Source organism: Aliihoeflea sp. 2WW (genome assembly GCF_000497755.1).
GTDB lineage: Bacteria > Pseudomonadota > Alphaproteobacteria > Rhizobiales > Rhizobiaceae > Aliihoeflea.
In genome coordinates this window covers 59,604-77,044 of sequence record NZ_AYOD01000003.1, presented here as the reverse complement: position 1 = coordinate 77,044, position 17,441 = coordinate 59,604, and the positions used below count along the sequence as shown (strand labels likewise).

Sequence of the window (17,441 nt, the reverse complement as noted above, 5' to 3'; positions counted from 1 at the left end):
TTGAGGGGGAGATGGCCGGCAGGCCAGAGGGGGGTGCCTCGCGCAAACACCTCAAGGGGCGCCCCTAATGCACCCCGCCCTCTCCATCATCGTCTTCACCACCCTGTCCGGCATGGGCTACGGCCTCGCAGCCCTGCTCGGCCTCGGCCTCTTCGACCCCACCGCCCTCGCGACCAAGATCGGCTACCTCTTAGCCTTGGCTCTCATCGCCGGCGGACTCATCTCCTCCACCCTTCACCTCGGCAATCCCCAACGTGCCTGGCGCGCGCTCAGCCAATGGAAGACAAGCTGGCTGTCACGCGAGGGCGTTCTGGCGATCCTGACCTTCATCCCGCTGACCATCTGCGCCTACGCCGCGATCTTCCACGACCGCCACCTCGTCATTCCCGGCCTCTTGGCGGCCGTCCTGAGCCTCGTCACGGTCTACTGCACCGCGATGATCTACGGCTCGCTGAAGACCGTGCAGCTCTGGTCCCAGCCCCTGACACCGGTAACCTATCTACTCTTCTCGCTCGCAAGCGGCGCCACGGTCGGTACGCTCCTCGCGGTAACCGGCGCTGCCCGGCCATGGCTCCTCGCCATCCTCGCAATCCTGTCCACCATCGCAGCCTGGCTCGTCAAACGCCGCTGGCGCGCCGACGGCAAGGCGCTCGCCCCTCTCTCGACGCCCGAAACCGCGACCGGCCTCGGCGCCATCGGCCGCGTCAGGCTCTTCGAGCGTCCCCACATCAACGACAATTATTTGACCCGCGAGATGGGCTTCAAGGTCGCCCGCAAGCATGCTGACAAGCTCTTCGGCATAGCGATCCTGCTCGGGGGGCTCGTCCCGTCCGCTCTTCTGGTCATTGCCGTATTCGCCGCAAGCACCATGGGGCCGGGCCTGACGGCGTTCCTCGCCGCCCTGCTTGCCGTCCTGTCCCACTATGCAGGTGTCTTCGTCGAGCGCTGGCTGTTCTTCGCCGAAGCGCGCCACGCGGTCATGAACTATTACGGCCGCTGAGGCAGATTCGCGGCTCGATGTGCCGAAAACGGTGGCTTTCGAGAACCGGAGCGGAATGTACATTTGGGTACATGAGCACCGGAAGCGCAGGAAGACGCCGTTTTCGGCACATCGAGGCGTGAATATCAGTCCGACCAGCGCTTGTGAAACCACATCCACTGCCCCGGATGCTCGCGCACCCAGCCTTCGACGATGTCATTCATCATCTGGCAACTCGCATGGATGTCGATGGCGCCCGACGCATTGCGCGGGAATTCGATCTTGTCCTGCAACTCCAGCCGGAACTTGTTGCCCGGCAGGCGGATAGAGCGCGCGGGATAGACGTCGCATTCGAACTGCCGCGCCAGCTTCGGCACCAGCGGGTTGGTCCGGCACTCGCGGCCGAAGAAGGTCGTCTTCTGGCCCTTGTGGAACTTCTGATCGACCAGCACGCCGATATTGCCGCCCCGGTCCAGAACGCGCGCAAGCGCGAAGGCGGCGCCGGCGCGCGAGGCGAGCAATTCGCCCATCGTGTCGCGCCGCGTCTTGAAGACATATTCGGCCATGTAGGGGTTGTTCGGCGCGCGGAAGAGGGCGGTCACCGGCAGGTCGTAGGCCATCGCCGCAACCGGCAGCAGCTCGAAATTGCCCGAATGCGCAGTGAAGATGATGTGCGGACGCTTTTCATCGCGGATGCGCAGGAAAATCTCCTCGCCGATCACCTCGACGCGCTGCGGCGCCTTGCCGGGCTCATGGTCGAAAATCTGGTCGAGGAAGATGTATTCCGCCGCCAGCCGGGCCATGTTGCCCCACATGTCCGACGCGATAGCCTGGATTTCGGCTTTGGATTTTTCGGGGTAAGCGCGCTTGAGATTGTTGACCGCCACACGGTGCCGGCCGAACTTCGGCCCCAGCCTGCGTGCCGTCCTGTCGGCGAAGTCGAGCGCCTTGTCGGCCGGCAGCTTGCGCAGGCCCCACAGCACCGCCATCGCCAGCCGCGCCGTCGTCCAGTATTCGGCCTGCTTGAGCGCGCCGGCCGATTTGTAGACCAGCGGCCGCAGGAATGCCGGCAGTCTGTCGCCCTTCATGACACGCGCAGAATGATCTTGCCGAAGACGTCGCGGCCTTCCATGCGCTCCAGCGCGCGGCCGATTCCGTCGAAATCGACCTCGGTGTCGATCACGGGCGAGACCAGCCCGCCCGCCATCTTCTGCATCGCATCGGCCATGTTCTCCATCCGGCAGCCGAACGAGCCGAAAATCTTGAGCTGCTGCTGAAAGAGCTGCATCAAATTCATCGAGGTCGAGACGCCCGAAGTGGAACCGCACGTCACGAGCCGTCCGCCGCGCTTCAGGCAGAGCATCGAGCCCGCCCACGTGTCGGCCCCGACATGCTCGAAGACGACGTCGACGCCCTTCTTCTTGGTGATCTTGCGCACCGCGCCCTCGAAGCGGTCGGTGCGGTAGTTGATGACGTGATCGGCGCCGAGCGCCTTGGCCGGCTCGATCTTGGCGTCCGACCCGACCGTGGTGAGGATCGTGCAGCCCATGCGCTTGGCAAGCTGGATCGCCGCCGAACCGATCCCCGACCCGCCGGCATGGATCAGGATTGTCTCGCCCGGCTGCAGCTTGGCATTGTCGAACAGCATGTGCTCGACCGTGCCGAAGGTGACCGGCGCCACTGCCGCGCCGATTTCGGTCACGCCGGGCGGGGCGGGGACGAGCAGCCGCGCCGGCAGGTTCATGTATTCCTGCGCGAAGCCGTCGAGATGGAAGCCGTGAACGCCCGAGACGTTCTCGCACAGATTGTCGCACTTCTCGCGGCAGGCGTTGCAGAGCCCGCAGGTGCGCGCGCCATAGATCGAGACGAGCTGCCCCTCGCGAAGACTGGAAACGCCCGGCCCGACCTTGACGACCTCGCCCGAGGCTTCCGCGCCAACGGTCAGCGGCATCTTCCGCTTGGCGAACGCCATGCCCCGCCAGCCCCACACGTCGATGTGGTTCAACGCCACCGCGCGGATGCGCAGCGTCACCTCGCCCTGGCCGGGCGCTCCGGGCTCCGCGATTTCGACGGTTTCGAGGCGGCGATCCTCGATCAGTTGCAATGCGCGCATGTTCTATCCCGTATGCGAATTTCTCGACGGTCTAAGGCTAGGGCGTGTCGGAGCTGGTCTGGGCGAGCCGAAAACGGTGGATTTCGAGAACCGGAGCGGAGTGTACTTTTGGGTACATGAGCACCGGAAGCGCAGAAAGCCGCCGTTTGCAGGTCGCTCAGGCCAGATGCCGACATGCCCTAGAACGCTTCGCGCGCCATGACAAGACAGGTATTCTGCCCGCCGAACCCGAACGAGTTCGACAACACCGTCTTCACGTCCGCCGAGCGCTTGGTATTCGGCACCACGTCGAGGTCGATGGCCGGGTCCGGATTGTCGTAATTGATGGTCGGCGGCAGCACGCCTTCGCGCATCGTCATCAGCGAAAACGCGGCCTCGATCGCGCCGGCGGCCGAGAGCGTGTGGCCGATCATCGACTTGTTCGACGAGACGGCCATCCGCCTCAGATTGTCGCCGAAGACGGTCGCAAGTGACAGATGCTCCATCTTGTCGTTTTCGGGCGTCGAGGTGCCATGCGCGTTGACGTAGGAAATGCCGTCGTCGCCGAGCCCGGCATCCTCCAGCGCCGCGCGGATTGCGCCAATGGCGGGCGAACCGTCGGGCTTGGAGCGGGTGCGGTGGAAATCGTCCGCCTTCTCGCCGCAGCCGCGCAATATGCCGAGCACCTTGGCGCCGCGCCGCGTCGCGCTTTCGAGAGATTCGAGCACCAGCGCCGCCGAGCCTTCCGCGAGCACGAACCCGTCGCGATCCTTCGAAAACGGCTTCGACGCCTTGGTCGGCGCCTCGTTTGCGGTCGAGAGCGCGGAGAGCAGCGAGAAGCGGATCAGCGCCTCCGCGGTCGCCGAACCGTCAGCGCCGATCGCCAGCGCCCGCTCGCATTCGCCGCGCCGGATCGCCTCGACGCCGAGCTGGATCGCCGTCGCGCCCGAAGCGCAGGCGGTCGACAGCGTGATCGGCAGGCCGCGCGTGCCGTATTTGTCGGCGAGCCGGTCCGCGATGGTCGCGAACTGCGCCTCGTCGAAGATCTCCGCCGTCAGCTTCTCGCGCGCGACCTTCAGCAGGCGCTGGTAGCCCTCATCTTCGTTCGACGAGGCATAGAGCGACAGCCGGTCCTGCCAGCCGAGCTCGACCGGCGGCGAGGCGAGGAAGAGAGGCCCGTCGAAGCTCCCGCGCGCGATGCCCGACATGCCGACCGCCTCGTCGGCGGAAATGTCGGCAAGTTCCTGCGTCAGCGCAGAAGCGCCTTCCTTGCTCGATGCCAGGAAGTCGACCGTGCCCGAGATCGTCGTCGCCAGATGATCGGTCGGAAAGCGCGTGATCGGGTGGATGCCGGACTGGCCGGAGGTCAGCGCGGCCCAGTTTGCGTCGAGCCCCTGGCCGAGCGAGGTGACGACGCCGATGCCGGTCACGGCGACGATGGGGCGTCCAAGATGATCGGTGGTCTTCACGGCGATCTCCCTCAAGCCCGCGCCAGGACGGCCGCGCCTTCGAAGCGGTTGTAGCCGATCGCCGTCGCGACGGCCTTGGCAGGCGCGACGCGGGCTGGGGCCTCGTTCTCCGGGTCGAAGGGCGGGTAGGCGGCTTCCTTCGAAAGCGCCAGCGCCGCAAGTGCGATGGCGAACGGGAACTGCGCTTCCTTCATGTGGCCGGTCAGCGTCGAGAAGGCGCGCACCGCGTGGCTGCCGTTTTCCCGCAACGCCTGGCGTTCGGCGCCGGTCGGCGCATGCGCACCCGAGGCGCCGGAAATCACGAGTTCCGTCGCAGCGAAATCGGGCAGCGAGCGCAGGAGACCCGCGACCGCCGAAGCCAGATGATTGTCCTTGCGCCGCGCGCGACCGGACGCCACCGCGTCGATCCGCGCATAGGCCTTGTGGCCGCGGGCCTCGGCATGCTCGCGCGATTCGAGCACGAGAAACGCCCCGCCCGAGCCGGTGATGACGCCGCCGCCATCATTCGCGCCGCGCTGCCACACGGACTTCCAGCGCTTGCGGTGGAGATATCCGCCAAGCTCGTAGCCGAGAAGCATGTCGGGATGTTCGGTCTGGAACGCGCCGCCGACCAGCACATGCGTCGACTGGCCGGAACGTATGCGCGCCGCCGCCGTCTCGATCGCCGATACGCCCGCGCCTTCTTCGCCCATGAAGGTGCGCGAGGAGCCGGTGACCTTGTGGACGATGGAGATGTTGCCGGCGAGAAGGTTGGAAAGCTGGGCGAGAAAGAGCGTCGGCCGCAACTCGGTCGTCAGCTTCTCGTTGAGCAGGAGTTCGTGGTCGTTGCGCGAGCGCGAGGCATCGAGAATGATCTCGTCCACCGCGACGTCGCGTTCGCCGCCGCCGGCCGCGACCACCATGTCCATCGACGCGCAAAGCGCCTCGTCGTCCTTGATGCCCGCATCGGCCAGCGCAAGCCCGGCCGTATAGGTGCCGAGCCGCTGCCAGGTCTCCATCTGCCGCTGGTCCCCGCGCTTGGGGATCTGCTGGCTCCAGTCCATCTGCGGCAGCGGGTGGATCGTGTAGGGCGCGAAGCGCTCGGCGTCATAGACCGGCTTGGCGCTGCCGGACGACAGGACAGACCAGTGCGTATCCGCCCCTTCGCCGAGGCAGGAGACGAGGCCGATGCCGGTGATGACGACGTCGCTGGCGCTCATGCGGATCGGCCTCAGGCCGCCTTGGCGGCGACGAGCTGGTCGATCTTGGCGCAGAGGTTTTCCATGACGAAATACTCTTCCGTCGTGGCCTTGCCCTCGTTGACTTCCTGCGTCCACTTCTCGAGCGGGATCTTGATGCCGAATTCCTTGTCGATCGCGAAGACGATGTCGAGGAAGTCGAGCGAATCGATGCCGAGGTCGTCGATCGTGTGGCTCTTCGGCGTGATGGTCTCGCGATCGATCTCGCTCGTCTCGGCGATGATGTCGGCAACCTTGTCGAAAGTGGATGTCACGGGCAGTCCCTCGATGCGAGGTTGAAAAAGGTGGTTCGCGCGCTCTCTAATCGCTTTTTGGCGGCAGGAAAAGGGCGCTGGGCATTTTGCGCCACTGCCCGAAGTTCCCCGTTCTAGTTGAAGACGATCCGCGCCGCCGCGTGAAGCCCGTTTTCGCCCATGTTGACGACGATCGCCTCGCCCTCGCGCGAACGGGCGCCCAGCACGGCCTGGATGAAATCGCCATGCGTCACCAGCACCAGAATGCCCGAGCCGGTATAGTCGGCAATGGTCTCGCGCAAGATCTGCGCGCGTTCCTCGGCCTCGGGCGTGTCGGGCTCGACCGGGTCGAGCCAGTCGACGGTTTCGACCAGCGATGCGCCGAAGGCGAGTTCGGCGGTTTCCTTCGTCCGGCAATAGCGGCTTGCCAGAACCTCCTGCACCGGCGCCGCGCGCGCCGCGAACAGCGCGCCGATTCGCCTTGCCTGCTGGCGGCCCTGTTCGGAAAGGTTGCGCTGCGTGCGGCAGACCTCGATGTCGAATGCAGCCGGTTCACCCGAGCCGGGTGCATTGGCATGGTTGAGGAGCACGACCTGGCCGCCGTTCCGCAGGAGCGCCCAGCCTGCCTCGGTCGCATGTGCCGGCAGGGCCATCGCCAGCGCCGCGATGATGATGAGCGCCCGGATCATTGCGTCTCCCATTGGTTTCATGACGACTCATATAGGCCGATCGGTCCGAAGCGAAACCATGCCCCCGCCGCCTTTTGACGCGGCTGGCCCATTGCGGCGCGGTTCCGGCCGCGATACTGCCCGATCATGTCGCCTTTGACCGAGACAATCTTCTTCGTCTTCGGACTTGTCGCGCTCGGCTACGTGTCGGGCTGGACGGGCCTCCTGAAGACCTCGATCGGTGATGCGCTGACCGCCTTCGCCGTCGCGATCGCCGTTCCGATGCTGCTCTTTCGAACGCTCATCGAGGCGGATTTCGAGGGCGCCGCGCCGCTGTCTCTGTGGGCCTCCTACTTCATCGCGGTCGCCTTCGCCTGGGCGTGCGGTCAGTTCATCACGCAGAAGGTCTTCGGGCGCGACGGTCGCGCCGGCGTCGTCGGCGGCGTATCGGCGGCGTTCTCGAATCTGGTTCTTCTCGGTCTTCCCCTGGTGCAGGGCGTCTTCGGCAGGCCCGGCCTGGAGGTTCTCTCGCTCATCGTCGCGGTCCACCTGCCGACCATGATGGCGACGTCGATCGCGCTCTTCGAATGGGCCAATCGCGGCTCGTCGGAAAGCGCCGGCATCCTCGCCGCCATCCTGGATTTCCTGAAGAAGCTCATCTCCAACCCGCTGATCGTCGGCATTCTGGCCGCGCTGATATGGCGGCTGACCGGCTTCGAGATGCCGTCGCTCGGAATGCGCTTCGTCGATGCGCTCGCCAATGCGGCCGGGCCGCTCGCGCTGTTCGCGATGGGCCTGTCGCTGCGGCGCATGGGCATTTCCGGCAATGTGACAGCCGGGCTCGCGCTTTCGGCGGTCAAGCTTTTCGTCATGCCGGTGGTGGCTCTGGGCGCCGTGCTCGTCATCGGCCTGCCGCCGCTCGCAGCCATGGTCGTCGTCACCGCCGCCGCGCTGCCGGCCGGCGTCAATCCCTATCTGATCGCGACGCGCTTCGGCACCGGCCAGGCGCTCGCATCCAACGTCATGACGATCTCGACGCTCGTCGCCGCCGCATCGAGCTTCCTTTGGCTCGCCGTGGCTCAACGCCTTTTTGGCTGAATGTCTTGGTCCTGCCGGCCGGCTGTCTTACATCTTCAACCACGCAATCCAATTTGAACGAATGAGGGAGGGCATCATGCTCAAGAAGACCAGTCATTTTCTCCGCGAGGCCAATCTGATCGGCGGCGAGTGGGTGCAGGCCGATTCGGGCCAGACGATCGACGTCACCAATCCGGCCAACGGTCAGAAGATCGGCGTCATCCCCAAATCCGGCGCCGCCGAGACCCGCCGCGCCATCGAGGCCGCCCATGAGGCGTTCAAAACCTTCCGCAAGACCAGCGCACTCGAACGTTCCAAGATGCTGCGCAAGCTGCACGACGCGATCATGGACAATCAGGACGTGCTCGCCGAACTCCTGACCATGGAGCAGGGTAAGTCGCTGACCGAATCGAAAGGCGAGGTCGGCGCATCGGCCGCCTATATCCTCTGGTTCGCCGAGGAAGCGCGCCGCACCTATGGCGACGTCATTCCTTCGCCCTGGGCCGACCGCCGCATCCTGGTGACGAAGGAACCGGTGGGCGTCATCGCTGCCATCACGCCGTGGAACTTCCCGTCCTCGATGCTGTCGCGAAAGATCGGTCCGGCGATTGCCGCCGGCTGCACCTCGGTCATCAAGCCGGCCACCCAGACGCCCTATTCGGGCCTTGCATGGGGTGCCCTGTGTGAGGAAGTCGGCATCCCGAAGGGCGTCGTCAACGTCGTCACCGGCGGCGCGAGCGAGATCGGCAAGGAGCTTTCCACCAATCCGCTGGTCAAGAAGATCACCTTCACCGGCTCGACCGAAGTCGGCAAGATCCTGATCCAGCAGTCGGCCTCGACGGTGAAGAAGGTGTCGATGGAGCTCGGCGGCAACGCGCCGTTCCTGGTCTTCGACGATGCCGACATCGACCGCGCCGTCGAAGGCGCCATCGCCGCGAAATATCGCAATTCCGGCCAGACCTGCGTCTGCACCAACCGCTTCTTCGTCCAGTCCGGCGTCTATGACGCCTTCGTCGACAAGCTCGCCAAGGCGTCTAGCAAGCTGAAGGTCGGCCCCGGCCTCGAGGAAGGCGTCCAGCAGGGCCCGCTCATCGACGAAAAGGCCGTCGAAAAGGTCGAGGAATTCGTCGCCGACGCCAAGGCCAAGGGCGGCAAGGTTGTCGCCGGCGGCAACCGCCACAAGCTCGGCGGCTCCTTCTTCGAGCCGACGGTCATCGCCGACGCCACGCCCGACATGAAGTTCATGAAGGACGAAATCTTCGGCCCCGTCGCCCCGGTCTTCCGCTTCGAGAAGGAGGAAGAAGCGGTCGAGTTGGCCAACGACACCGAATTCGGCCTCGCCTGCTACTTCTACACCGGCGACCTCGGCCGCGCCTTCCGTGTCATGGAAGGCCTGAAATACGGCATGGTCGGCGTCAATGAAGGCATCATCACCACCCCCGAAGCCCCCTTCGGCGGCGTCAAGGAATCCGGCCTCGGCCGTGAAGGCGGCCATCAGGGCATCGAGGATTATCTCGACACGAAGTATGTCTGCATCGGCGGCCTGGGACTGTAGCAAGGCCGCGGCGATGAAGTGACTGATCTCCCCCCTTGAGGGGGAGATGCCCGGCAGGGCAGAGGGGGGTGGCCGCAGAGCACAAGCGTCCACCCAACTCTCACCGATCCTTCACCGTCTCCATCGCCACGAAAGTCGACGTCTGCGCCACATGCGGCAACGCCGAAATCCGCTCGCCCAACACCCGCCGATACGAAACGATATCCCGCGTCCGCACCTTCAAGAGATAGTCGAAGCTCGACGCCATCATGTGGCATTGCTCGATCTCGCGGATCGTCATCACCGCCTTGTTGAATTCGCCGAGCGCCGCTGACCGCGTATCCGAAAGCTTCACCTGCACGAACGCTATATGCCCTTCGCCGAGCCGCTCGCGGTCGACGATCGCCGAATAGCCCCGAATATAGCCATCCGCCTCCAGCCGCTTCACGCGTGCGGCGACCGGCGTCTTCGACAGCCCCACCTGGCCAGCCAGTTCCGCCATCGACAACCGCGCATCCTTGGAAAGCGCGGCGATGATGTTCAGGTCGATCCGATCGATATGGTCCGCCACTGCCGTTTATCCAGTCTGAATGGTTGTCGATAGGCCATATCATCAGTCCATTCGTCCTGCAAAGCGCCTCCGTTTGGCCATGCCGCGATTCTGCGCCATGCTATTCTCGCGTCATCCAAGGCCATCCTGCTTTCCGAGGCTCACCCATGCTCGACGCCCCCCGCGACCCGCGCGCCGCCATCCGCCGCAACACGCTCGCCGATGAAGGCGAAGTGCTTCAGAACCTCGTCCGCCAGGCCGATCTCTCGCCCGAAGAACGCGCGCGCATCTCCACCCGCGCAGTCGGCCTCATCCGCCAGGTCCGCGGCCATGCCGAGCCGAAACTGATGGAAGTCTTCCTCGCCGAATACGGCCTCTCGACCAGCGAAGGCGTGGCGCTGATGTGCCTTGCCGAAGCGCTGCTGCGCGTCCCCGATGCCGACACGATCGACGAACTGATCCGCGACAAGATCGCCCCGCATGACTGGTCGGCCCATTCCGGCGGTTCCGGCTCCATCTTCGTCAACGCCTCGACCTGGGCGCTGATGCTGACCGGCAAGGTGCTGGACGAAGGCGAGGGCGGCATCGAGCGCACGCTGCGCGGCATGGTCCGCCGCGTCGGCGAACCCGTCATCCGCCGCGCGGTCGCCGCCGCTATGCGCGAGATGGGCGAGAATTTCGTCCTCGGCCGCAACATCGCCGAGGCGGTGAAGCGCGGCGCCGGCGAAATCCGCAAGGGCAACCTCTATTCCTACGACATGCTGGGCGAGGCGGCCCGCACCGAAGAGGACGCGCTGCGCTATTTGAAGGCCTACGCCGACGCGATCCGGGCTCTGGCGAAGGAGGCCCGCTCCGACGACATCCGCAAGAACCCCGGCATTTCCGTCAAGCTCTCCGCCCTCCACCCGCGCTACGAGCGCCCGCAACGCGCGACCATGCTGCCCGTGATGACGGAACGCCTCCTGTCGCTGGCGCTGGCCGCCAAGGACGCCCGAATGGGCCTCAACATCGACGCCGAGGAGGCCGACCGCCTCGACCTTTCGCTCGATGTGATCGAGGCGGTGCTCGCCGATCCGCGCCTCGAAGGCTGGGACGGGTTCGGCGTGGTCGTCCAGGCCTACGGCCTGCGTGCCGCGCCGGTGCTCGACTGGCTGCACGATCTGGCGACCAGGCTCGACCGCAGGATCATGGTTCGCCTCGTCAAGGGCGCCTATTGGGACACGGAGATCAAGCGCGCGCAGGTCATGGGCCTTGCCGGCTACCCCGTCTTCACCCGCAAGCCGAACACGGACGTCTCCTACATCGCCTGCGCGGGCAAGCTCCTCGGCATGACGGACCGCATCTACCCCCAATTCGCCACCCACAATGCCCACACCGTCGCCGCCATCCTCGAAATGGCCACCGATCGCGACGCCTTCGAGTTCCAGCGCCTGCACGGCATGGGCGACGCACTGCATGAGGCCGTGCGCAAGGCCGAGGGCACGCGCTGCCGCATCTATGCGCCGGTCGGCGCTCATTCCGACCTTCTCGCCTATCTCGTCCGCCGCCTGCTCGAAAACGGCGCGAACTCGTCCTTCGTCCATCAGATCGTCGACGAGAGCGTGCGCCCCGAGGAGATCGCCCGCGATCCGTTCGACGTCGTCGCGCAGCAGGGCGCTGCGCGCAATCCCGCGCTCCCCAACCCATCCGAGATCTTCGGCGCCGGCCGGGTCAACGCCAAGGGCTTCGACATCACCGACCCCGAGACCGAAACCGCCATTGAGGCCGAACGCGCGAAATTCGCCGGGCCGCACCGCTGGAAGGCAGGCGGCAACGGCCCGATGCGCGAAATCGTAAACCCCGCCAATCCCGCCGAAATCGTCGGTGAAATCGGCGAGGCCGACGCCGCATTCGTCACCGCCGCCATCGACCGGGCCTCGGCTGCCGCGCCCGCATGGGCGGCAACGCCCGTCAGCGACCGCGCCGACATGCTCCGCCGCGCCGCCGATCTCTACGAGGAGCACGCCGTCGAGTTCTTCGCCCTCGCCACCCGCGAAGCCGGCAAATCCGTGCCGGACGGCATCGCCGAAGTGCGCGAGGCCGTCGATTTCCTGCGCTACTACGCGGCAAAGGCGGGCGAGGCGGAAAAGGCCGGCGCCGCGCGCGGCGTCATCGCCTGCATCTCGCCGTGGAACTTCCCGCTGGCGATCTTCACCGGCCAAATCGCCGCCGCGCTCGTCACCGGCAATGCGGTCGTCGCCAAGCCCGCCGAGCAGACCCCGCTCATCGCCGCCCGCGCCGTCGAACTCCTTCACGAAGCCGGCATCCCCGCCGACGTGCTGCAACTCGTCATCGGGGACGGGCCGAATGTCGGCGCGCCGCTCACGGCCGATCCGCGCATCGCCGGCGTCTGCTTCACCGGGTCCACCGAGGTCGCGCGGCTGATCGAGCGCCAGTTGACCGAAACCGCCGCGCCCGACGCCATGCTCATCGCCGAAACCGGCGGCCTCAACGCCATGATCGTCGATTCCACCGCGCTTGCCGAACAGGCCGTGCGCGACATCGTCGCCTCCGCCTTCCAGTCCGCCGGCCAGCGCTGCTCGGCGCTCCGCATGCTTTACGTCCAGAAGGACGTCGAGCCGCACATGCTGGCGATGCTCAAGGGCGCGCTCGCCGCCATGCGCATCGGCGATCCCTGGTCGATGGCGACTGACATCGGCCCCGTCATCGACGTCGAGGCGCAGCGGGGCATCGTCGATTATTGCCGCAAGCTCGAAGGCGAGGGCCGCCTGACCGCAAGGCTCGACGCCCCGTCAAACGGCCGCTTCGTCGCCCCGCACATCTTCCGCGTGAAGGGCATCGAGGAACTGGGGCGCGAAATCTTCGGTCCTGTCCTCCATGTCGCGACCTTCGAGGCCGACGAGATCGACAACGTCATTTCCGCCATAAACAGAACGGGTTACGGCCTGACCTTCGGGCTCCACACCCGCATCGACGCACGCGTCCAGCACGTCATCGACCGAATCCACGCCGGCAACATCTACGTCAATCGAAACCAGATCGGCGCGGTCGTCGGCTCGCAGCCCTTTGGCGGCGAGGGCCTGTCCGGCACTGGCCCCAAGGCCGGTGGCCCGCACTATCTGCGCCGTTTCCGCAAAGCCGTGTCCCGCGCCGATGCCGCCGAGCCGGGCACCGAACTCGCGCTGACCACGCTTCGCGACCACATGCGCGACTCCCGAAAGGGAGACTGGTCAACCCGTCTCGACCGCATCGCCGTCCTGCGCAAGCATCTGCGCGGAAAGGCTTCCGATGCGATTTCGGCTGCGGCGTCGCTCGAATACGGCCCGGTCGACCTGCCTGGACCGACAGGCGAGGGCAATGCGCTATCGCTCGGTCCGCGCGGCCGCGTCCTCTGCCTTGGTCCTTCGGAAGACGCGCTTCTCGCACAGGTCGTGCAGGCGCTCGCCGCGGGCAACGCCGTCCTCGCCGTCGCCCCGCGCGCCAACGCGATCGTGAAGCCGCTGACGGGCAAAGGCCTCCCGCTCGCCGCGCTCGACGGCCACGTCGCACCGCTCGATCTCATTGATCTCGATGCCGACCTCGTCGCCAGCGCCGCCGATGAAGCGACGCTCCGTTCGATCCGGCGCACGCTGGCGCAGAAATCCGGCCCGATCGTGCCCCTCGTCACCGAGACGATCTACCCGGCCGCCTACGCGCACGAACGCTCCGTCTGCGTCGACACCACCGCCGCCGGCGGCAATGCGAGCCTCTTGGCAGCGGCCGAGTAGTCAGCTCTCCTCGGTCGGCATCCCGATTCGCAGCAAGTTGCCGTCCGGGTCCCACAGGTAGAACTCGGTCATGCCCCAGTCGCGGGCCATGATCGGGCTCACCTTCTCCGCGCCCCGCGCGACAAAATCGTCGCGCAGTGCCAGCGCATCGCGCCCGCGAATATAGGCCGAGGAGACCGGAGGAAGCTTCTCGTCGTCGGTCCGCCAGAAGTGCAGCTCGATCTCGCCGCGCCTGACGATGAGATAGTCCTCATCCGCGTAATGCGTCGCTGTAAACCCCAGCCGCTCCTCGTAAAAGCGGCGCGTGCGCTCGATGTCCAGCGACGGCAGGACGGGGATCGCGCGAGCGGTCTCCTCGAGCATCCTCACGCGCCTTCGACGATCGAAAACCCCTCGAACTGCGGGTGACCGATATAGGCCGGCTTGGTCGTGCCGGCATTCTTGTGTGCGTCGCGAAAATTCTGCGATTTCGTCCAGGCGAGGAAATCGTCATGGCTCGCCCACACCGTATGTGAGGCGAAGAGCGTATAGCCTTCCTCCTCGTTCACCGGCCCGCGCAGAAGGTGAAACTCGCGAAAGCCCTTCATCTCGGAAAGCTTCGAATCGCGGTTCTTCCAGATATCCTCGAACTCGGTCTCCGAGCCGCTCTTCACCTTGAAGCGGTTCATGGCGATATACATCAGGCAATTCCTTTCGCTGCGTTTCCGTGTTCCGCGTCGACCGCGATTTCGGCCGCGCGGGATTTGAAGTCGATGACATTGCCTGGCCGGAACGCGCCGGGCGCGGGCATCGGGTTCGGCCCCGCCTGAACGGTGTCGCCGCGCAAACCCGCCAGATCGGCGATCCGCGCATCGTTCTCCAGCGCCTGCCGACGCTCCATCAGCGCACGCAGTTCCGGGTGGAGCCCGTCTCCTTGCGCTGCCGCCATGGCATGAAAGCCAAGAAGGGACATCGCGGTTACCTCGAAAAGACCAGCGGCACGGTGAACGGCCACGAATTGCGCCCTGCCGCCGCCGGGATGGCCGGGAAGGGCGCCGCGCGCTGCACCGTTTCCATTGCCGCCTGGTCGAGCACCGGAGAGCCGGAGCTGCGCGCGATGCTGACGCCGCCGACGCCGCCGCCGGCATTGACGGTGAACTGCACGTGCACCTCACCGCGAACGCCCTGCCGCTGCGCCTCGCGCGGATAGCGCAGCGAGCGCCGAAGCCGGCTCGCGACCTGTCCGGGATAGTTCGAGACGGCGGCATTGCCGGCCGCACTTTGTTGCGGCGCCTGGCCGGACGGCGCGGCGCGTGCAGCCGCGCTACCTTCCGCCACGCCGCGTTGCGTATCCGCCTGGTTCTGGCCGCCCGAGCCCTGCCTCGGCGCCGGCCGCGCGGCCTGCTGCTGCTGGCGCGGACGCTCGGTGCGTTGCGGCTCGGGCGGCGGCGTATAGGCCGGGCGCGGCGTGGGGATGGGCACGTCGACCACCGCCGCAAGCTCTTCGCGTTCTTCCACCGGCTGCGCGGTTTCGACAGGCACGTCGGCAGGCGCGGCTTCGACCGGCTCGCTCTCGCCCGGTTCCGCTTCCGTCGTTTCCACCGTCTCCGGCTCGACCGGCTCCACCGTATCGGGAGGCGTCACCTCGGCCTCGGTCGGCTCCGTTGGCTCGACCGGTTCGCTCTCCTGCGGTTCGACCGCGGCCGTTTCCACCGGCTCGGCTTCCTCGGCCGTATCGACGGGCTCGACGGCCTCGGCGGTGGTCGGCTCGACCGCTTCGCTCTCGACACCGGTCGCCACCTGGTCGGCTGCGGCAAAGCCGAGCGCGGCAATGTCGATCTCGATCGCGCCCGCGCCCGCTTCCTGGATCGGCGGCGTCGGCGGTTCGCGGGTCACGATATAGGCCGCGCCGGCATGGGCGGCGAAGATCACCGCCGCCGATGCGAGCCAGAGCACGCGCTGGCGGCGTGCCTGCCGCCCCAGCTCCTTTGGCCATGCGATGTCGTTGTATGCTTTCATCGATCAGTCTGCCGATGGCTGCGCTGGCGCCTGCGGCGCGCCCGTCGTTTCCATGCCGACGAGCGCGATCTTGCTGTAGCCTGCAAGGCGCACGAGGTTCATCACGCCCATCAAATCGCCATAGGAAACCGCCTGGTCCGCGCGAAGGAAGATGCGCGTCTCCGCATCGCCCTCAGCGGCGCCGGCGATCGCCTCGGCCAGCGCTTCGGGCCGCACGTCCTCGTTGCCGACGCTGATCGAAAGATCGCTCTGCACCGTGACGTAGAGCGGCGTGTCCGGGCGCGGCTGCGGCGCGGCATTGGACGAGGGCAGGTCGACATTGATGTCCACCGTCGCCAGCGGTGCGGCGACCATGAAGATGATGAGAAGCACGAGCATCACGTCGATGAACGGCGTAACGTTGATCTCATGGTTTTCGGCCATGTCGTCGTTTTCGGTGCTGCGATTGAGGCTGCCGGCCATGGGACTACTCCGCCGCCCGCGACATGTGCGACGGCTCGCCGGCGCGCGCATGGTCCACGTCGCGGCTGACCAGCCGCTCCACCGCTGCCGACGCATGGCCGAGAAGCAGGCGATAACCCGCGACCGAGCGCGCGAAAGCGTTGTAGATCACGACCGCCGGAATGGCCGCGACGAGGCCGAGAGCCGTCGCGAACAAAGCCTCCGCGATGCCCGGCGCGACGATCGCAAGATTGGTCGTCTGCGCCTGGCTGATGCCGATGAACGAGTTCATGATGCCCCAGACCGTGCCGAACAAGCCGACGAAGGGCGCCGTCGAGCCGATCGTCGCCAGAATGCCGGTGCCGCGCGAGATGTTCCTCTGTGCCTCCGCCTCGATCCGCATCAGATGCGACGTCACGCGCTCCTTGAGGCCCGCCGGGCCGTGATGGTCGATGCTGTCACGCACCATCGCCCGCTCGTGGCCTGCCGCGCGAACCATCAGCACGGCCGGACCCTTGCCGTTCTCCAGAGACCGCCCCGCCTCGCTCAGCGAGCGCGCGTCGAGAATCTTGTCGAGCGCCGAGGAAAGGCGCCGCTTGGCGCCGGCGATCTCGAGCGTCTTGGCGAGCCAGATCGTCCAGGTCACGAAGGAAGCGAAGATCAGCCCGATCATCACCGACTTCACCACCCAGTCGGCGGCCATGAACATGCCCCACGGCGAAAGATCGTGCGGCAGCCGCTCGTCGCGCTCGACGGCCGCGGCTTCCTCGCCCGGCGCGACGACCGGCGTTTCCACCTGCGTTGCCGGCGCCTCGACGGGCGCGGTCTGCTGCACCTGCGCATGGGCGGGCAGGGCGGTAGCCAACGGGCCCGCCATCAGCAGGGCGGCGAGGGCAGCGCGCAGGACGATCGGTCGAGCGGTCTTCATACGGGAAATCATCATCAGCTTCCGAACGTAACGTCGCTCTGCGACTTTGTTTCCAACTGCCGGATGCAGGTCGCAGCGTCGACGCCTTCGCCCGTGCATTCGGTTGCGTTGTTGACGAGCACACGGCCGACGTCCTCGCACTTCGTGCCGCTGAAGTCGAACTGGCGCACCTTGGTCTTGCCCTGTGGCAGATCCATGAAGTCGACGACGGTGAGGCGCTCGACGAGGCCGTTCTTGTCGAACAGCACCAGCTCGAACGCCGCGCGCGTGATGTCGTTCTCGAGCTGGTTGGCGACGACGAAGGTGAAGCGGCAGCCGCGTTCCGTCGGCTGCAGCGCGTTGAGTTCGAGCGACAGCACGGGCGCTTTCGCGTCCTGCGCCACCGCCGGCCCGAAGGCCAGCGCCGCGGCGAATATGCCGAGCGATACGCGCTTCCAGATCGATGTCATGAATGTCTCCGGTTTGAT

18 protein-coding genes are annotated in these 17,441 nt (G+C 66.4%); 4 read left to right on the top strand and 14 right to left on the bottom strand.

Annotated features, from left to right (window positions below):
- Nucleotides 1-67: 67 nt before the first annotated feature.
- Complete coding sequence (locus ALII_RS0103480; RefSeq protein WP_024585947.1) at nt 68-1,000, top strand: DmsC/YnfH family molybdoenzyme membrane anchor subunit; 933 nt, start codon at nt 68-70, stop codon at nt 998-1,000.
- A gap of 125 nt (nt 1,001-1,125) precedes the next feature.
- Here ALII_RS0103480 and ALII_RS0103475 read toward each other — a convergent pair whose 3' ends face one another.
- The 6 genes from ALII_RS0103475 to ALII_RS0103450 form a co-directional block, all read right to left on the bottom strand.
- Nucleotides 1,126-2,067, bottom strand: a complete 942-nt coding sequence (locus tag ALII_RS0103475; protein WP_051375756.1) for a lipid A biosynthesis lauroyl acyltransferase — start codon at nt 2,065-2,067, stop codon at nt 1,126-1,128.
- Entirely contained in the window at nt 2,064-3,092 is a 1,029-nt protein-coding gene (locus ALII_RS0103470) for a zinc-binding dehydrogenase (protein WP_024585945.1), read from the bottom strand. The genes ALII_RS0103475 and ALII_RS0103470 overlap by 4 nt, the downstream gene beginning before the upstream one ends.
- A 179-nt stretch (nt 3,093-3,271) precedes the next feature.
- Entirely contained in the window at nt 3,272-4,540 is a 1,269-nt protein-coding gene (locus ALII_RS0103465) for a beta-ketoacyl-ACP synthase (protein WP_024585944.1), read from the bottom strand.
- Between the two features lie 11 nt (nt 4,541-4,551).
- Nucleotides 4,552-5,739 carry a beta-ketoacyl-ACP synthase gene (locus ALII_RS0103460; RefSeq protein WP_024585943.1) on the bottom strand — a complete coding sequence of 396 codons (1,188 nt, stop codon included), beginning with the start codon at nt 5,737-5,739 and terminating at the stop codon, nt 4,552-4,554.
- An 11-nt stretch (nt 5,740-5,750) separates the two neighbouring features.
- Nucleotides 5,751-6,038, bottom strand: a complete 288-nt coding sequence (locus tag ALII_RS0103455; RefSeq protein ID WP_152529515.1) for an acyl carrier protein — start codon at nt 6,036-6,038, stop codon at nt 5,751-5,753.
- 107 nt (nt 6,039-6,145) lie between these two features.
- Nucleotides 6,146-6,700, bottom strand: a complete 555-nt coding sequence (locus ALII_RS0103450; RefSeq protein ID WP_024585941.1) for a histidine phosphatase family protein — start codon at nt 6,698-6,700, stop codon at nt 6,146-6,148.
- A gap of 126 nt (nt 6,701-6,826) precedes the next feature.
- Between ALII_RS0103450 and ALII_RS0103445 the strand changes: the two genes are divergently transcribed.
- A complete protein-coding gene (locus ALII_RS0103445; protein ID WP_024585940.1) occupies nt 6,827-7,777 on the top strand; it encodes an AEC family transporter in 951 nt (316 codons plus the stop codon).
- A gap of 76 nt (nt 7,778-7,853) precedes the next feature.
- Nucleotides 7,854-9,311 (top strand): NAD-dependent succinate-semialdehyde dehydrogenase, encoded by a 1,458-nt coding sequence (locus ALII_RS0103440; RefSeq protein WP_024585939.1) that lies wholly within the window; start codon nt 7,854-7,856, stop codon nt 9,309-9,311.
- Between the two features lie 100 nt (nt 9,312-9,411).
- Here ALII_RS0103440 and ALII_RS0103435 read toward each other — a convergent pair whose 3' ends face one another.
- A complete protein-coding gene (locus ALII_RS0103435; protein ID WP_024585938.1) occupies nt 9,412-9,861 on the bottom strand; it encodes an Lrp/AsnC ligand binding domain-containing protein in 450 nt (149 codons plus the stop codon).
- Nucleotides 9,862-10,007: 146 nt separating this feature from the next.
- Here ALII_RS0103435 and putA point away from each other — a divergent pair, with 146 nt between their 5' ends.
- Nucleotides 10,008-13,607, top strand: a complete 3,600-nt coding sequence (gene putA, locus ALII_RS0103430) for a bifunctional proline dehydrogenase/L-glutamate gamma-semialdehyde dehydrogenase PutA (RefSeq protein ID WP_024585937.1) — start codon at nt 10,008-10,010, stop codon at nt 13,605-13,607.
- Here the strand turns inward: putA and ALII_RS0103425 are convergent, their stop codons facing one another.
- The 7 genes from ALII_RS0103425 to ALII_RS0103395 are packed head-to-tail and all read right to left on the bottom strand — an operon-like array spanning nt 13,608 to nt 17,423.
- Nucleotides 13,608-13,970: a VOC family protein gene (locus ALII_RS0103425; RefSeq protein WP_024585936.1), complete on the bottom strand. Its 363-nt coding sequence runs from the start codon at nt 13,968-13,970 to the stop codon at nt 13,608-13,610.
- 2 nt (nt 13,971-13,972) lie between these two features.
- Nucleotides 13,973-14,287 carry an antibiotic biosynthesis monooxygenase gene (locus ALII_RS0103420; RefSeq protein ID WP_024585935.1) on the bottom strand — a complete coding sequence of 105 codons (315 nt, stop codon included), beginning with the start codon at nt 14,285-14,287 and terminating at the stop codon, nt 13,973-13,975.
- Nucleotides 14,287-14,559 carry a hypothetical protein gene (locus tag ALII_RS0103415; protein ID WP_024585934.1) on the bottom strand — a complete coding sequence of 91 codons (273 nt, stop codon included), beginning with the start codon at nt 14,557-14,559 and terminating at the stop codon, nt 14,287-14,289. The genes ALII_RS0103420 and ALII_RS0103415 overlap by 1 nt, the downstream gene beginning before the upstream one ends.
- A 5-nt stretch (nt 14,560-14,564) precedes the next feature.
- A complete protein-coding gene (locus ALII_RS0103410) occupies nt 14,565-15,605 on the bottom strand; it encodes a TonB family protein (protein ID WP_024585933.1) in 1,041 nt (346 codons plus the stop codon).
- 3 nt (nt 15,606-15,608) lie between these two features.
- Nucleotides 15,609-16,067, bottom strand: a complete 459-nt coding sequence (exbD, locus tag ALII_RS0103405) for a TonB system transport protein ExbD (protein WP_024585932.1) — start codon at nt 16,065-16,067, stop codon at nt 15,609-15,611.
- Nucleotides 16,068-16,071: 4 nt separating this feature from the next.
- Nucleotides 16,072-16,989, bottom strand: a complete 918-nt coding sequence (exbB, locus tag ALII_RS0103400; RefSeq protein WP_081718878.1) for a tonB-system energizer ExbB — start codon at nt 16,987-16,989, stop codon at nt 16,072-16,074.
- A complete protein-coding gene (locus ALII_RS0103395) occupies nt 16,989-17,423 on the bottom strand; it encodes a hypothetical protein (RefSeq protein WP_024585930.1) in 435 nt (144 codons plus the stop codon). Before ALII_RS0103395 ends, exbB begins: the two co-directional genes overlap by 1 nt.
- Between the last annotated feature and the right edge of the window lie 18 nt (nt 17,424-17,441).

What these genes read in the sequence shown, in the direction of transcription:
- ALII_RS0103480 (WP_024585947.1), top strand. Translation starts at nt 68, where the DNA reads ATGCACCCCGCCCTCTCCATCATCGTCTTCACCACCCTGTCCGGCATG.
- ALII_RS0103475 (WP_051375756.1), bottom strand. Translation starts at nt 2,067, where the DNA reads ATGAAGGGCGACAGACTGCCGGCATTCCTGCGGCCGCTGGTCTACAAA.
- ALII_RS0103470 (WP_024585945.1), bottom strand. Translation starts at nt 3,092, where the DNA reads ATGCGCGCATTGCAACTGATCGAGGATCGCCGCCTCGAAACCGTCGAA.
- ALII_RS0103460 (WP_024585943.1), bottom strand. Translation starts at nt 5,739, where the DNA reads ATGAGCGCCAGCGACGTCGTCATCACCGGCATCGGCCTCGTCTCCTGC.
- ALII_RS0103450 (WP_024585941.1), bottom strand. Translation starts at nt 6,700, where the DNA reads ATGATCCGGGCGCTCATCATCATCGCGGCGCTGGCGATGGCCCTGCCG.
- ALII_RS0103445 (WP_024585940.1), top strand. Translation starts at nt 6,827, where the DNA reads ATGTCGCCTTTGACCGAGACAATCTTCTTCGTCTTCGGACTTGTCGCG.
- ALII_RS0103440 (WP_024585939.1), top strand. Translation starts at nt 7,854, where the DNA reads ATGCTCAAGAAGACCAGTCATTTTCTCCGCGAGGCCAATCTGATCGGC.
- putA (WP_024585937.1), top strand. Translation starts at nt 10,008, where the DNA reads ATGCTCGACGCCCCCCGCGACCCGCGCGCCGCCATCCGCCGCAACACG.
- ALII_RS0103425 (WP_024585936.1), bottom strand. Translation starts at nt 13,970, where the DNA reads ATGCTCGAGGAGACCGCTCGCGCGATCCCCGTCCTGCCGTCGCTGGAC.
- ALII_RS0103420 (WP_024585935.1), bottom strand. Translation starts at nt 14,287, where the DNA reads ATGTATATCGCCATGAACCGCTTCAAGGTGAAGAGCGGCTCGGAGACC.
- ALII_RS0103415 (WP_024585934.1), bottom strand. Translation starts at nt 14,559, where the DNA reads ATGTCCCTTCTTGGCTTTCATGCCATGGCGGCAGCGCAAGGAGACGGG.
- ALII_RS0103410 (WP_024585933.1), bottom strand. Translation starts at nt 15,605, where the DNA reads ATGAAAGCATACAACGACATCGCATGGCCAAAGGAGCTGGGGCGGCAG.
- exbD (WP_024585932.1), bottom strand. Translation starts at nt 16,067, where the DNA reads ATGGCCGGCAGCCTCAATCGCAGCACCGAAAACGACGACATGGCCGAA.
- exbB (WP_081718878.1), bottom strand. Translation starts at nt 16,989, where the DNA reads ATGATGATTTCCCGTATGAAGACCGCTCGACCGATCGTCCTGCGCGCT.
- ALII_RS0103395 (WP_024585930.1), bottom strand. Translation starts at nt 17,423, where the DNA reads ATGACATCGATCTGGAAGCGCGTATCGCTCGGCATATTCGCCGCGGCG.